Below are 14,912 nucleotides of genomic sequence, written 5' to 3' on the forward strand. Positions count from 1 at the left end.
GGTGAGGGGTGAGGGGAAAAACGACAATAAGACTCTGGGGGAAGTGGGCGAGGCGATTGCGGTAACCTTTCTCAAGGGACTGCACTTCTCGATCCTGGAGCGGAACTTTCGCTGCAAGTGCGGCGAGATCGATATCATTGCCAGGGATGGCAGGACCCTCGTCTTTGTCGAGGTCAAGACAAGAAAAAATACAGCCTTTGGCGTGCCGCAGCTGGCCGTGACCCCATTCAAGCAGCGGCAGATATCAAAGGCTGCTCTGACCTGGCTGGCCCAGAAAAAAATGCAGGATGCCGCGGCCCGCTTCGATGTCATTGCCATTTTACAGCCGGATCATGCCGTGCCGGAAATAGAGCATATCAAGGATGCATTCGACCTGGCCTATTGAAACACAGGTATCCTCAGAGCCGAACATTTGCCTCCTGTCTCATGCTGTGTTACCCTAAGCGAAAAAATGCGGAGAAGACCATGGATTTTACCGTTGCCTTGGCCCAGATAAAGCCGAAGCTTGGTTGTGTCACCGATAACTGTGCCGTTGTGGAGGCTGCCGTTGCCAGGGGGATTGATGAAAAGGCGGACCTGATACTTTTCCCCGAGCTGGCCCTGACCGGCTATTTTCTTAAAGACCTGGTGCCGGAAGTGGCTCTTGCCGTCGGTTCGCCCGAGATATGCCGGCTGAGGGAGCTGTCCAGAAAGATATCCATAGGGGTTGGCTTTGTCGAGGTCACGGCTGATTATCGCTTCTTCAATTCTGCCGTCTACCTTGAGGCGGGGGAAATCAAGCATCTGCACCGCAAGGTTTATCTTCCCACCTATGGCCTGTTCGATGAGCAACGCTACATGGCCCGTGGGGAGCAATTCCGTGCCTTCGATACCAGGTTCGGCCGGATGGGGATGCTGATCTGCGAAGACATGTGGCACCTTTCGGCCCCTTACATACTGGCCATGGACGGTGCAACTACTCTGCTTTGCCTTTCCAGCAGCCCGGGACGCGGGATTACCGAGGAAGAAAAGCTGGGATCTACCATTGCCTGGCAGAAACTTACCTCCACCACCGCCATGTTCCTTAATTCCCGTGTTCTTTACTGCAACCGTGCCGGTTACGAGGATGGGGTCAACTTCTGGGGGGGATCGGAGGCCGTAGCTCCTTCTGGTGCCGTTATCGAGCGGGGCAGGGTTCTGGAAGAGGATTTTTTCACGGCCAAGATGGAAGAGGGGGAATTGCGGCGCGAGCGGATTTTCTCCCCCATGATGCGTGATGAGAGTCTGAGTGTCACCCTGAAGGAGCTGCGACGGATCGATCGGGAGAGGGAGCGATGATGGCCGGACTTACTGTGAATGCGGAGTTGCTGCGCCGGGTACTTGTTGGTTTCATCCGCGAGGAGGTACAGAAGATCGGCGTGCGGCGCGCGGTATTGGGACTTTCCGGTGGAATAGATTCAGCGCTGGTGGCCTACCTGGCGGCTGAGGCGTTGGGGGCTGAAAACGTCTATGCCTGCACCATGCCCTACCGCACCAGTAATCCTGAAAGCGAAGCCCATGCCCGGCTCATTGCCGAAGACCTGGGCATCAATTATCAGGTCATAGAGATCACCCCCATGATCGATGCCTATTTCCAGCAGTTTCCCGACGCCAGCAACATGCGCCGCGGCAACAAGATGGCGCGGGAGCGAATGACCATCCTCTATGACCATTCCGCCGCCCATGGCGCGCTGGTGCTCGGCACCAGCAACAAGACCGAATTGCTTCTGGGCTATGGCACCCTTTTCGGCGACATGGCCAGCGCACTCAATGCCATCGGCGATATCTACAAAACCCAGGTATGGCAGCTTTCCGAAGCAATGGGGGTGCCCAGGGAGGTGATCGAGAAGAAGCCTTCGGCCGACCTGTGGGCAGGGCAGACCGACGAGCAGGAACTGGGCTTCACCTATCGGGAGGTGGACGAACTCCTCTACTGGATGGTGGACCATCGCTGCAATCGCCATGAGCTTTTGGACAAGGGATTTGCTGCAACTTTTATCGATACGGTCAGCGCCAAGGTACAGAATTCGCACTTCAAACGGCGGATGCCGGTTATTGCCAAGGTGTCCAATCGGACTATTGACAGGGACTTCCGCTACTCCCGCGACTGGGGAAAATGAAAATGCGGCTTTTCGGCAAGACCTGCGTTCGCCTGCGGGGCTCGTTGTGCGGCGTACCTGAGGTACGCCTCCGCCTCGCCCCTTGTCTGCCTTGTTCTTGCGCAAAAATCCACATTTTCTGCTGCAAAGGGTAAAAATGGAACCTCACTCCTCACCCCTCACCCCAAAAGGTGTTCTCTATATAGTCGCTACCCCCATCGGCAACCTGGAAGACATCACCTTCCGGGCCGTGCGTATTCTGCGGGAGGCGGACCTCATTGCCGCCGAAGATACCCGTCACTCGCGCAAGCTCCTCTCCCATTTCGGCATCTCCAAGCCGCTTACCTCTTACTTTGATCACAACAAGGAGCTGAAAGGGCGATACATCCTCGACCAGCTGGCCGAAGGGGTGTCCGTGGCCCTGATTACCGATGCCGGTACCCCCTGCATCTCCGATCCCGGCTACCAACTGGTCCGCGATGCGGTGGCGGCAGGCTTTGCCGTTGTCCCGGTGCCAGGTCCGTCGGCCGCAGTCACGGCGCTTTCCGCTTCGGGCCTGCCCACGGATGCCTTTGTCTTCGAGGGGTTTCTGCCGAATAAACAGGGGAAGCGCCGGGAGAAGCTCGCAATGGTGAAAGGAGAGCAGCGGGTGGTGATTTTTTACGAGTCGCCGAACCGTCTCTTGGCCACATTGATGGACCTGCGCGAGGTGCTCGGGGAACGGGAACTGGTGGTGGCGCGGGAGCTGACCAAAATCTACGAAGAGTTCATCAGAGGGAGCTGTTCCCCTGTCATTGAGAAGCTTCAGGATCGTACCATCAAGGGGGAAGTCGTTATCCTCGTTGCCCCTGCGGCTGCGGACCCTGAGCATGACGCCACAGAGTCTGTTGCCGAATTGTTGAGCTGTCTGATGGCGGGTGAAGGGCTTTCCCTGAAGGATGCCGTGAAGCAGGTGGTGCTCCGGACAGGCCGTGCCCGAAGCGAAGTCTATACAGAAGCACTGAAGCTGAAGGGGCACTAGGAGTCTGTCGGACTTAGAATGAATCGGCTGCGAAAATGGCAAATCGGTCCGGATCTCCGTAAATTTTCGACAAATAGGTCCACTATTCGCTCTCAAATTTCCAAATATCCGTCCTCGATTTTCCATTCTCTCGCTTCGATCCCTAAGTCCGACAGGCTCCTAGCCCCCATGGTAAAATTTTTTGTCGAAAACGGTTCGACCTTTTTCGGCAACAACACTATGATCTGGATTGGCAGCAGCATGAAGAAGGATTCTGTAAATAGCTTCAGCTTCTCCCTCGGCTCCAATTGCAGCAGCAAGTTCTTCGGCAGTAAATCCTCTTCCCTTTTTTTCTTGCAGATGTGCCAGCACCTTTCCCTGTATCTCTAGCACCACTCCTGCTGCTTTCTTGCCCGCCTCCACCCCCGGCTGATGATAAGCGTTGATGTTGACCAGGGAGGCATAGAAGCCAACCGCCCGCTCGTACAGGGCAATCAGAACACCAATAGTGCGCGGGCTAAGCTCATCGACAGTGATAGTTATCGATTCCCTGCCCTTTTCATAGAGAGCCTCCCGCGTTCCCTGAAAAAAGCCGCTGAGGTAATCCCCGCTTGTGACGCCGGGGTCCACCTCAATGGACCGACCATTCCTGTCTTTCAGCACCTCGATAAAGGTAACGAAAAAATTATTTATTCCCTCGCGAAGCTGCTGCACGTAGGCATGCTGGTCGGTGGAGCCCTTGTTGCCATATACGGCGATTCCCTGATTGGCTTGGGTGCCGTTCCGGTCAAATTCCTTGCCGATGGATTCCATGATCAGCTGCTGCAGGTAGCGGGAAAAAAGGAGCAGGCGGTCCTTGTATGGCAGAATGACCATGTCTTTCGCGCCGCAGCCGCCGGTTGCATAATGCCACATGAGCGCCAGCAGGGCGGCTGGGTTGTTCCTCGTTTCCCTGATGCGGGTTACCATGTCGCAGAGCCGGGCTCCTTCTAGCAGGCCGTCGATGTCAAGCCCCTGGAGGGCCGCCGGGAGAAGCCCCACTGCCGAGGTTACCGAAGTGCGCCCGCCGATCCAATCCCACATTGGAAAGCGGGCCAGCCAGCCTTCTGCGGCAGCAGTCCTGTCCAGTTCACTGTCCCTGCCGGTAACGGCAACTGCCTGTCTGGCGAAGAGAAGGCCTCTGTCCTCATATGCCTTCTTTGCCTCCAGCATGCCGTTTCGTGTCTCTTTGGTGCCGCCGCTCTTGGATATGACGATGGTGAGGGTTTCCTTCAGGTAACTGCCGATCCGAGCCAGAACCAGATCCATGCCGTCAGGGTCGGTATTGTCGAAAAAGAAAGGGGTAATCTTGTCCTTTGCCGAACCGAGGGCGTCGGCGACGAACTGGGGTCCAAGTGCAGACCCGCCGATGCCGATGATGAGCATGCGGGTATAGCGACTGCCGTTGGGGGGAGAAATGGCGCCGCTGTGGATGTTTTCGGTGAACTCTTTGATTGCCCTGAGTGTGAACCCTATCTCAGAAGATATTTCCTTCGTCGGAGCCAGTTCCGGGTTCCTCAGCCAGTAATGGCCAACCATCCGCTTTTCATCCCCATTGGCAATACCTCCCCGTTCAAGCTCAGCCATTTGTTCAAGGGCCTGTTGCATCAGCGGTTCCATGAGCTGGAAAAAATCATCCGGAAAATTCATCCGGCTTAGATCGAGCATCATGCCGATCTCCGGGTATACCCCCAGGTATTTCCTGTATCTTTGCCAAAGCTCAAGCTTATTCATAGCCCCTCCGGAAGATATTTTGTTTATCTCGGTCATGCAGTGGCGCCGGTGCAACTGGAGCCGCTTCCTGCCGTACAGCAGTAACAATGCTGGGCGAGGAAAAGTTCGGTACCGTGTTTTGTCGTCTGCTCCAGGTCATCTATCTTGAGGATGCACCCGGAAGGATCAGTAATGGGCAGACCTACCGCCTGGTTGAAATCGCAGTTGTAGATAAAGCCTTTCCAGTCGACGCTTACCAGGGTACGGCACATGAGGTTTCTTGCCGCATCGGGGTTGAAGCTGGTGGCAAGCAGGTTCAGGTAGTGATCAAGGGCTCCCTTGGACTCAAGATATTCCCTGAAACGGCCTATGGGAGCATTGGTGATGGCATAGAGGTGGTTGAAGGTAATGCCATGGCGCTCGAAAAGCTCAACCTTGTAGGCCGCTTCCAGCTCTTTCTGCGAGCCGGGGATAAAGGCTTCTCCCGGATTGTAGACCAGGTTCAGCTCATGACGGCAGCCATAGCCGACCTCGTTAAGCCGCTTCAGTGCGGCAATGGATTTGGCATGGACACCTTGCCCCCGTTGTCTGTCGATATTTTCCTCAAGATAACACGGCAGAGACGCGGTGATGACAATGCCGTGCTTGCTGTAAAACTCGGGCAGCCACGCCATTTCCGGTTCTTCCATAATGGTCAGGTTGCTGCGAACGATGCGACGTGGGGATAGGCCGGCGGTTGTCTCCATGAGATAGCGGAAATGGGGATTCATCTCCGGGCAGCCCCCTGTTACATCCAGAGCAATGCCTGACTGGCGGGACAGGAGGGCGATTACCTTGTCCATGACTTCCTTGCCCATGATCTCACGTCCATGGGGGGAGGCATTTACGTGACAATGGCGGCAGGACATATTGCAGAGGTTTCCCAGGTTAAGCTGCAGTGTTTGCAACGAGTCGAAGGTGATAAAAACCGGATCCAGACTTTGCAGGCGTTCTTTGAAAGCAGCTACCATGTATTCTCCATTGCAGTATTGTAAAGGGATGGTCATCCCTGAAAGAGGATTAATAATACCATAACTCCTTGCAGATTCAAGGCTGGAGCTGCTCAAAAAGCTGCTGTTCAAGTGGGGTCAGCTGTTCAGAAATGTTTTTTGATGGCAACTCTTTGAAAGAACAGTGAATTTTCAATTTTTTCCTGGATCTCTGTGCAACACCTGAACACTATTTCTTTCTGCAGAAAAAAAAGTCAGACAATCAAATTTGAATATATCTTATAAAAATCATGTACTTATAAAAAAAGTTGTGGGGGCTGCCGAATGGTACGGAGGTTGTAATAACAAAAGCAAATACCAAATACATTCCAGGAGGCCAGGCCATGTTAAACATCAATATCATATGGGGAACAAAGAAAACCATGGCAGCCGTTCTTTTTGCATGTGCCATGATAGCAAATTCGATTGACGTTTCTGCATCCACGGGGGAGCCCTGCACTTTTGTAAAGCAGCTTGAGGATCCTGTTGAAGACTACAACTTCCGGGGACGCATCAATGCTGTGAAGAAGGCATCCACTTCTCAATATGGGGAATTTTTTGCAGACAAGCCTTTTACCGTCGTCAAGGACGGAGAGACTTTCGAAGTGGATTCCTTTTCCTTCGACTGCCTGAGCTGCCACGACGGATCAACATCTCCCGCACACGATATCAGCTACAAGAATGCTGCCAATTCCGGGACCTTTTCGGGAGATGGGCTGAGAAGCCATCCCATCGGCACCCACTACGGCAGTGCAGCCTACATCAATGAACAGCTTCGCCGACTGGAAAACATCGACCCGAACATGGTGCTTGTTGACGGCAGGGTTGGCTGCCTGACCTGTCATGACCCGTTGAATCGGAACGCACCCCATCTGGTGGCGAGCAATGATCGCAGCAACCTCTGTCTGACCTGCCACATCAAATAGGGATGCGAGTAGTAAGCAACGGACCAACCTGGGAGGATACGGCCATGGGATACAGATACGTAGCACCTGAAGAAAAGGCAGGGGAAGGTGTTTTCCGGATCATGGAAGTAGTGATGGTGAAAAAGGGGCCAGTTGGCGTGGGAATGACTTCAAGCCAGATTCTGACTGTGGATAATCATTGGGATACCTTGAGGTATGTCCAGGAAAATATGGATGAAATAATTGCCACGATGGTCAAGGTGATGAGAATGGAAACGAACAGTCGCAGGAAAATCGATGAGAATGCCAGGCTCTTTGAGAAAAACCTGGAACCGCTGTTTTCACTGATTTCGGCAACGAGTAAAGAGAACCTGATGGACAAGCTGTCCAGTTCACTGAAAAAGGCATTGCTCTTGATGGCCTTGGATCGTTATCAATGTGACCGGGATACCATCTGTCGGGCCCTGGGGATCACCAAGGACAAACTGGACAAGGAGATGAAGGCCTGTGGGTTGTAAGGCTGCGCTGCAGGGAAGGAAGCGGCAGAAGGCCAACATGGAAAAGGATATTGATGGAAAAGATAAGGCGGAAGATGTTTGTTCCGCCTTATCTTTTTCCGTCAGCAGCTATGGCGCTGGGCACGTCGGAAGAAAAATACCCCGCCGAAGATTATCAGGATAAGCGGCAGTGCCAGGCTATGTTCAACGAAGAAGATGACTGGGGCAAGGACCACTCGGCACAGGGTTCTTGCTGTGGCATGTTCGGCTATGAATGCTGCCAGAGGCGGACTGACGCGGTAGTAGAGGGAGACGAAGGCCCTGCCGGGTGCATTCGTCAGCAGGTAGTGATCCCGGAACTGGCGCAGGAGCGTGACCTTTGGATGGAGATAGCTGCCGTAGGCAGCAGTGGCGATGAAGCAGCCGCTTTTGCCTCCCGATGAAGCAGTTGTGGTGCCGCCTGGTAGCGAGGGGAGCTGGGAGCCATCGGTATTGAAGTAGGCTACCTGGTTGTCGGACGAGCTGTTGTTGCAGATGAGCAGCATCACTTCTTCTGTCCCGGAGGCGTTGAAGGATGGAATGGTGATGGTGCCGTCGGCAGCCTGGGAAAACTGGTCGATGCTGCCGCTTGTGTTCTTCCTGAAGGCTGCAACCTTGATTCCCTGAGACTGGGATAAACGGAGCACCAGATCCTGCGGCGCGGTGGCTGACTTGACGAACCTGTAAAAGGCAAAGGAATAATGGGGCAGGCCGGGAGACGTGCCACTGCTTACCGGATAGGCTGAAAATGCCTGTTTAGGTACGACGGGGTGAATCAAAGATATGTCATTCTTGTGGCTGAACCAATCGCGCAGATACAGCCTTTTGCTGAAGGAGAAGAAATCGTTGTCAATACTGCTTCCCTTGGACCTGAGTACCGTGTCGATGACCGGCAGCATCGGTATATCGGCGCCTCCGCCAGGTGAAGACTGCGTTGCCAAATGCTCCCAGATCTGCCTCACCACCGGGCTCTGGGCATACCGCTCCGTCAGATAGCGGTTGAAGATCCAGCGGCCGTATTCGCTGTTGTCGCCGCTTTGAGCAGCGGCATCAAGGGACATGGTTTTGGTAAGATAATTGTTAACGTACAGGTAAAGCTGGTTAACCCCGTCATATACTTCGTCTTCGATCCAGGTGGCGGTAACTTCGGCAAACCAGATGTCGAAATAATAGTTGTAACCATACTGGATGGCGTGGTGATATTCATGGGCGGCTGTGATTTGCAGAGCCTTCTGCGGCGTGTATTCAGTGATCTGTGTGCCGAATTCGCCGGCGGAGAAGTCGTTGTCGATGGTAATGAAGCTGGTGAAAGAGTTTGATCCGGGAGAGGACTGGATATCGGTCTCGGTTATGCCAAAGGCCCTGGCTCCCATATTCTGTAAATATATGTCATATGGCCCGGCTGACGTCGGAGCTGCCCGATAACCCATCTGCACAACTTCCGAGTTATATACCTCCTCGAAGGTGGCGGCCACCGTCTGCACCCAGGCTGTTGAAGGAGGGGCATCTACCCCGCTTCCTGCATAGTGGATCTTAAAATGCCCACCTGTAGAAATGTAAACCTGTTCGTCTGCCCAGCTGGGTTTTGCAAGGTATTTAGCCAGGGTTTTCCGGGTCTCGGTGGACAGTTTCGGCCAATCCCTTGATAGCCCGTGATGGAGGGGGGTAAGGCAGCGTTCTCTGGGGCTTGCCGGTTGACTGGAGACAACCCCGGCGGTTTGCTGCTGAGTTCCGTACAGGGCGCCGAAGCGCTGCAGGTAATAGGTGTCAAGGGTTCCTGCCGTTACCAGAGATGGGAACAGGGCCAGCAGGGTAACCAGCAACAAACGAAGATTTTTCATCATCAATCGACCATCCTTTTCCCGCCTCTTATGGCGGCCAAGGTGTTTTTGCCTTTTTCGATCCTGATTTTCTTCGAGAAAGGTGCGTATTTTACCTCGTACTGCCCGGCCGGCAGTGACAGGAAGAGGTATCCCGTTTCGCCGGTGCGGGCCATGAGCTTGATCCTGGTGCCGTTGACTTCAATGGGAGCGCCGGCAATGGGATGGTAACCTCCCGTGCCGGTCAGTTTTCCGCCGGACTGCTGCACATAGCAGAGCAGGGCTAGGCCACCGCTGCCAGCCGGCAGTTTTGCCTGTTTAGCCGGTGCTTTTTCATTTTCGGCAGAGGGGAGATAGCCATCCACGGCGGATATGGACGTAACGCCGGTGCTGGCTCCTTCCTGGAAGGCAGTGCCGTCGAAATGAAATTGAGCCGCTTGGGCCATGGCCAAGCCGGCAATCGCCAGCAGCATAAGGACTGGTGCAAATAGTCTCTTCATCGGTGATCTCCATTGGAAAGCTGGCATCCACGATATTTCAGATGTGAGGAAAAAGCAACGGCTAAAATAAGAGCCCCTTCTCCAATTTAGAGAAGGGGCTCTTTGTGCAAAAACTGTGAAGATGATCAGAGGCTTTCCATCGGTCTTTCTACCTTGAAATGAAGTTTATTCAAGGCATCAATATAGGCTTTTGCCGAAGCTTCGATGATGTCGGTGGATGAGCCCTTGCCGATAACGGTGCGCGAACCTTCGGCGAGACGGACGTTGACCTCACCTTGGGCATCGGTGCCGCCGGTGATTGAACCCACGTTGTACTGCTGTAGCTTTGCCTTGGTCTTGGTGAGTTTCTTGATGGCCTTGAGGGTGGCATCCACCGGCCCGTCTCCCAGTTCGGCGGTGCGGACCGGGTTGCCTTCGATTTCCATCTGTACGGTGGCGGTGGCCACGGCAAAGGAACCGCAGGTGACTGTAATATGGCTCAATTTATAGACTTCGTGGGCTCTCATGATCTCGTCGGCCACCAGTGCATCCAGATCTTCGTCAAAAACTTCCTTTTTCAGGTCGGCAAGAGCCTTGAACCGCTCGAATGCCTGATTGAGTTTTTCGTCGTCCAGATCATAACCCAGCTCTTCCAGACGCTTTTTAAAGGCATGTCGACCTGAATGCTTGCCGAGCACCAACGAGCTTGATTTGAGCCCCACCGACTCAGGGGTCATGATTTCATAGGTGGTCTTATCCATGAGCATGCCGTGCTGATGAATGCCCGCTTCATGGGCGAAGGCGTTGGCGCCGACAATGGCCTTATTGGGCTGAACGACGATGCCGGTTACGGTCGTTAACAGGCGGCTTGCCGGGGTAAGGTGTTCACTGGCCACGTTGGTCTTGAACGGCAGAATGTCCGGCCTGGTCTTGATGGCCATGACGAATTCCTCGAGCGAGCAGTTGCCTGCCCGTTCGCCAATACCGTTGATGGTGCATTCCACCTGGCCGGCACCGGCCTGGACGGCGGCAATGGAATTTGCCACGGATAGGCCGAGATCGTTGTGACAGTGGACGGAAATGGTCGCATTCTCCACGTTGGCCACGTTGTCCTTCAGGTATTTTATAATGTTGAAGTATTCAAAAGGAATGGTATAACCGACCGTGTCGGGGATATTGACCACTGTTGCTCCGGCATCGATGACCGCGCCAACGATCTCGGCAAGGAACTTGATCTCGGTGCGCACCGCATCTTCGCAGGAGAATTCCACATTGGGGGTATAGCTTTTCGCCCTTTTAACGGCCTTAACCGCCGACTCAAGGACCTCCTTTGGCGACATTTTCAGCTTGTATTTCATATGAATATCCGAGGTGGCGATGAAGGTGTGAATGCGTCCCCTGTCTCCGGCATACTGCAGGGCTTCCCAGGCCCGGTCTATGTCCTTGAAGCTGGAGCGGCACAAGCCGGCTATTTCCGGCCCCTTGATGGTCTGGGCGATTTTTTTCACTGCTTCGAAATCTCCCTCTGAAGCAATGGGGAAACCCGCCTCTATGACATCCACCTTCAGTTTGACCAGTTGGCTGGCGATACGCAGCTTTTCGCTGATGGTCATGCTGGCGCCGGGAGACTGTTCCCCGTCCCTGAGCGTGGTGTCGAAGATCTTGATTGTCTTGTGCTCCGATTTCTTTGTAGCCATTACTGTACCCCCTTTTATTTTGCCATGTTATTATTCCACACCATTTCCGGAAAGCGAGCGGGAAACAAAAAAACCTCCGCCCCGACAAGGGGCGAAGGTTCTATCTCCGCGGTACCACCCTCATTCATCCCGAATCGATCAGCAACGATTCAAGACCTTGTTTGACCCTTGACGCGGGCAACGTCTCCAATTACACAGGAATCAGAATGATGATTCCCTTTCACGGGAGAAGCTCCGAGGCGAGTTCATCGTCTTCACCTGCTGACTCGCACCTGCCGTCAGCTCTCTTTGAGGTGATCGAACGACTACTACTCCTCTTCACAGCTTTTTGAATTGATCCGATAATAGAAAAATCCCTTAACATCTGTCAAGGGATTTTCTTAAGTATTTCCATAAGTTTTGCAATTATAAACTTACGTTTGATTTAGGTAAAAATAAAGCACGCTTTGCTGCTGTCGTGTTATTTTTTGCCGGGAGGACGCAATTCCTCATGCCCCCTGTGCATGGCCCGCTTGAGCCGGAGTCGTCGCGGCAGCGTCAGCACATAGCCGACCGGTCCGGAAAGCATGTAGCCGCAGAAGATGACGAAAAGCATGATCACCGGTTCGGCGGCAATGACGATGAGAAGAATGACCGCCAATACCAGGAAGGCGAATGGCTGGCGCTTGATTAGCTCCGGGTCTTTGAAGGAGTAGTAACGCACATTGGAAACCATGAGCAGGGCCAGGAAGTAGATGAGCAGGAGGATGGCCAGTTTTTTGAAAGAACTGGGCCAGCCGAAATGATAGAAAAGCAGGACGGTGGCCGAAACCATGCTGGCTGCCGCCGGCGTCGGCAGGCCGACGAAGCGCTTGCTCTCGACCGTTTCGACCTGCACGTTGAACCGGGCCAGGCGTAAGGCAGCGCAGGCGACGAAGAGGAACGCAGCCAGCCAGCCGATGCGACCGAATGGCTTCAGCGCCCAGGCATACATAAGCAGTCCGGGGGCAGCACCGAAGGAAACCAGGTCCGCAAGGGAATCGAACTCGACACCGAATTTGCTGGCGGTGCCAGTCAATCGTGCCACTTTGCCGTCAAGGCCGTCGAAGATGGAAGAGGCCAGTATCCACAGTGCCGCAGTCTTGTAATCATAGTTGAGCGTGGAGACCATGCAGTAAAAGCCGGCAAAAAGGCTGCCTGCAGTGAACAGGTTCGGCAGGATGTATATCCCTTTTCGCATCCCCTCCATATTTTCCCTGCTCATGTCGTTACCCCCAGGATGGTTTCTCCGGCAACCGTCTGATCCCCCATCGTTACCTGCAGTTCCGTATCCAAGGGTAGATATACGTCCAACCTGGAACCGAAACGGATCAGGCCGTAGCGTTCACCCCGCCTGAGCATGGTGCCGATGGTAGGATAGCAGACGATGCGCCTGGCGATGAGACCGGCAACCTGTACGACCACCAGCCTGATCCCATTTGCAGTTTCAAGAACCAGCCCTTTCTGCTCGTTTTCAAAAGTGGCGCTTTCATGGCGAACATCGAGGAATTTCCCCGGCCGGTAGAACTGATCAACAACTCTGGCGGATATGGGGACCCGATTGATATGCACATTGAAGACGGACATGAAAATGCTGATTTTCATCATATCCTGGTCAAGATGCGGCTCGCGGGCGGGGCCCAGATAGATGACGACTCCATCGGCAGGAGAGACGACTGCCTTTTCATTTGCCGGCGTAACCCTCTTGGGATTGCGGAAGAAGAAGATGATGAAAACGGTGACAACGATGAAGAAGGCGGCACCTACTTTCCAGCCGATAATGATGAAAATGGCGCTGATCAGGGCCGCACCAGCGACAAACGGCAGCCCTTCCACAGCAATGGGAACATTGTTATTACGCATTACCCGTCCTTGATTGGTCTAACGTCAAAGAGGCCGGTCCGGGCACAACTCACGAATGGGAGTAAATGGTCCGAATCCGGCCTCCGGTGCAACGAAAGAATAATTTAGTTCTTGCTCTTGTCCACGATCTTCTGGATCCAGGGCATCATGCTCCGGAGCTTCCCACCAACCTGCTCGATCGGGTGGGCGGCGTTGAGGCGGCGGCGGGCGGTCATTTCAGGATAATTGGCCATTCCCTCAAGGATGAACCGCTTGGCGTACTCGCCGTTCTGGATATTGGCCAGACACTCCTTCATCGCCTTGCGGCTCTCTGCGTTGATGACCTGCGGACCGGTGACATACTCACCATATTCAGCGTTGTTGGAGATGGAGTAGTTCATGTTGGCGATGCCGCCTTCGTACATCAGATCGACGATCAGCTTGAGCTCATGCAGACATTCGAAGTAGGCCATTTCGGGGGCATAACCGGCCTCCACCAGGGTTTCGAAGCCGGCCTTCACCAACTCTACGGCGCCGCCGCAGAGTACGGCCTGCTCTCCGAATAGGTCGGTCTCGGTCTCGTCCTGGAAGGTCGTTTCGATGATGCCGGTGCGGCCGCCGCCGATGGCGCTGGCGTAGGAGAGGGCAACTTCGCGGGCCTTCCCCGAGGCGTTCTGAAACACCGCGATCAGGTCGGGGATACCGCCGCCTTTGACGAACTCGGAGCGGACCGTGTGACCCGGTGCCTTGGGGGCGATCATGACCACATCCAAGTCATTACGGGGCACGATTTGGTTGTAGTGGATGGCGAAACCGTGGGCGAAGGCCAGGGTGGCACCCTGCTTCAGCTTCGGCTCGATCTCATCGCGGTAGAGACTTGACTGGAACTCGTCAGGGGTCAGAATCATCACCAGGTCTGCCGAGGCCACCGCATCGGCAACGCTCGCCACCTTCAGGCCGGCGTTCTGGGCCTTGACCACCGACGCCGAACCGGCACGCAGCGCCACGGTCACGTCAACGCCGGAGTCCTTCAGGTTGCAGGCATGGGCGTGCCCCTGGGAGCCATACCCCACGATGGTGACTTTCATCCCTTTGATGATCGCAAGATTACAATCCTTGTCGTAATAAACGTTCATGTACGTCCTCCGTTTGATTTATATGAAGCTTCCTGCTTTTAACTCTTCCATCCCTTGGCGCCGCGGCCGATGGCCACAGCCCCGGTCCTCACCAGTTCCTTCAGTCCCAGGGGCCTGAGCAGCTCCAGTATGGCGTCAATCTTAAGCGGAGCTCCGGTTGCTTCGATGGTATATGACTTGGGTGTGACATCGATGATTTTAGCGCGGAAAATATCGACGATTCTCAGTACCTCGGCGCGACTGTCGTCTTCAGCGTTGACCTTGATCAGCGCCATTTCACGCTCAATGGCATTTCCTTCGTTGAAATCGATGACCTTGATGACGTCGATCAGCTTGTTCAGCTGCTTGCATATCTGTTCCAGTATCTGCTCGTCACCACGGGTGACGATGGTCATGCGGGAAATGGTTTCCTCGTTGGTTGGAGCCACCGAAAGGGAATCGATATTGAAGCCGCGGCCGGAGAAGAGCCCGACCACGCGGGAAAGCACACCGAATTCATTTTCCACCAGCACTGATATTGTATGTTTCATTGAATCCCTCCGATTACTTTCAAGGGGCTATTGTTTCCCCCTCATGGAGCCT

15 protein-coding genes and 1 other annotated feature are annotated in these 14,912 nt (G+C 54.3%); of the genes, 6 read left to right on the forward strand and 9 right to left on the reverse strand.

What is annotated here, in order from left to right; all coding sequences use genetic code 11:
* The first annotated feature begins 1 nt into the window (after window position 1).
* The 4 genes from GEOB_RS07435 (at window position 2) to rsmI (ending at window position 3,138) form a co-directional block, all read left to right on the forward strand.
* Window positions 2-385, forward strand: coding sequence for a YraN family protein (locus GEOB_RS07435; RefSeq protein ID WP_012646582.1), 384 nt, complete (start codon window positions 2-4; stop codon window positions 383-385).
* Window positions 386-465: 80 nt separating this feature from the next.
* Window positions 466-1,317: a nitrilase-related carbon-nitrogen hydrolase gene (locus GEOB_RS07440; RefSeq protein WP_012646583.1), complete on the forward strand. Its 852-nt coding sequence runs from the start codon at window positions 466-468 to the stop codon at window positions 1,315-1,317.
* Complete coding sequence (locus tag GEOB_RS07445) at window positions 1,317-2,138, forward strand: NAD+ synthase (RefSeq protein ID WP_041267410.1); 822 nt, start codon at window positions 1,317-1,319, stop codon at window positions 2,136-2,138. Before GEOB_RS07440 ends, GEOB_RS07445 begins: the two co-directional genes overlap by 1 nt.
* A 136-nt stretch (window positions 2,139-2,274) precedes the next feature.
* Window positions 2,275-3,138 carry a 16S rRNA (cytidine(1402)-2'-O)-methyltransferase gene (rsmI, locus tag GEOB_RS07450; protein ID WP_012646585.1) on the forward strand — a complete coding sequence of 288 codons (864 nt, stop codon included), beginning with the start codon at window positions 2,275-2,277 and terminating at the stop codon, window positions 3,136-3,138.
* Between the two features lie 159 nt (window positions 3,139-3,297).
* On the opposite strand, the gene GEOB_RS07455 is transcribed toward rsmI, so the two are convergent.
* Window positions 3,298-4,890, reverse strand: coding sequence for a glucose-6-phosphate isomerase (locus tag GEOB_RS07455; protein WP_012646586.1), 1,593 nt, complete (start codon window positions 4,888-4,890; stop codon window positions 3,298-3,300).
* Between the two features lie 32 nt (window positions 4,891-4,922).
* The gene (gene arsS, locus GEOB_RS07460) at window positions 4,923-5,879 is read right to left on the reverse strand and encodes an arsenosugar biosynthesis radical SAM (seleno)protein ArsS (protein ID WP_012646587.1); all 957 of its coding nucleotides are present in this window, start codon (window positions 5,877-5,879) and stop codon (window positions 4,923-4,925) included.
* Window positions 5,880-6,241: 362 nt separating this feature from the next.
* Here arsS and GEOB_RS07465 point away from each other — a divergent pair, with 362 nt between their 5' ends.
* Together GEOB_RS07465 and GEOB_RS07470 are read left to right on the forward strand one after the other, a co-directional pair.
* A complete protein-coding gene (locus GEOB_RS07465; protein ID WP_012646588.1) occupies window positions 6,242-6,823 on the forward strand; it encodes a cytochrome c3 family protein in 582 nt (193 codons plus the stop codon).
* Between the two features lie 44 nt (window positions 6,824-6,867).
* Window positions 6,868-7,320 carry a hypothetical protein gene (locus tag GEOB_RS07470; RefSeq protein ID WP_012646589.1) on the forward strand — a complete coding sequence of 151 codons (453 nt, stop codon included), beginning with the start codon at window positions 6,868-6,870 and terminating at the stop codon, window positions 7,318-7,320.
* 101 nt (window positions 7,321-7,421) lie between these two features.
* Here GEOB_RS07470 and GEOB_RS07475 read toward each other — a convergent pair whose 3' ends face one another.
* The 7 genes from GEOB_RS07475 to ilvN all read right to left on the reverse strand — a co-directional run bounded on the left by GEOB_RS07475 (window position 7,422) and on the right by ilvN (window position 14,860).
* Window positions 7,422-9,182 carry an MXAN_6640 family putative metalloprotease gene (locus GEOB_RS07475; RefSeq protein WP_012646590.1) on the reverse strand — a complete coding sequence of 587 codons (1,761 nt, stop codon included), beginning with the start codon at window positions 9,180-9,182 and terminating at the stop codon, window positions 7,422-7,424.
* Entirely contained in the window at window positions 9,182-9,658 is a 477-nt protein-coding gene (locus GEOB_RS07480) for a carboxypeptidase-like regulatory domain-containing protein (protein WP_012646591.1), read from the reverse strand. Before GEOB_RS07480 ends, GEOB_RS07475 begins: the two co-directional genes overlap by 1 nt.
* A 125-nt stretch (window positions 9,659-9,783) precedes the next feature.
* Window positions 9,784-11,334 carry a 2-isopropylmalate synthase gene (locus GEOB_RS07485; protein WP_012646592.1) on the reverse strand — a complete coding sequence of 517 codons (1,551 nt, stop codon included), beginning with the start codon at window positions 11,332-11,334 and terminating at the stop codon, window positions 9,784-9,786.
* Window positions 11,335-11,418: 84 nt separating this feature from the next.
* Window positions 11,419-11,665: a binding site (T-box leader), on the reverse strand.
* A 129-nt stretch (window positions 11,666-11,794) separates the two neighbouring features.
* Window positions 11,795-12,553, reverse strand: a complete 759-nt coding sequence (gene pssA / locus GEOB_RS07490; RefSeq protein ID WP_054692543.1) for a CDP-diacylglycerol--serine O-phosphatidyltransferase — start codon at window positions 12,551-12,553, stop codon at window positions 11,795-11,797.
* Between the two features lie 20 nt (window positions 12,554-12,573).
* Window positions 12,574-13,215, reverse strand: coding sequence for a phosphatidylserine decarboxylase family protein (locus GEOB_RS07495; protein ID WP_012646594.1), 642 nt, complete (start codon window positions 13,213-13,215; stop codon window positions 12,574-12,576).
* Window positions 13,216-13,319: 104 nt separating this feature from the next.
* Window positions 13,320-14,330, reverse strand: coding sequence for a ketol-acid reductoisomerase (gene ilvC / locus GEOB_RS07500; protein ID WP_012646595.1), 1,011 nt, complete (start codon window positions 14,328-14,330; stop codon window positions 13,320-13,322).
* 38 nt (window positions 14,331-14,368) lie between these two features.
* Window positions 14,369-14,860 (reverse strand): acetolactate synthase small subunit, encoded by a 492-nt coding sequence (gene ilvN / locus GEOB_RS07505; protein ID WP_012646596.1) that lies wholly within the window; start codon window positions 14,858-14,860, stop codon window positions 14,369-14,371.
* Window positions 14,861-14,912 lie beyond the last annotated feature (52 nt).

This window comes from Geotalea daltonii FRC-32 (genome assembly GCF_000022265.1).
Taxonomy (GTDB): domain Bacteria; phylum Desulfobacterota; class Desulfuromonadia; order Geobacterales; family Geobacteraceae; genus Geotalea; species Geotalea daltonii.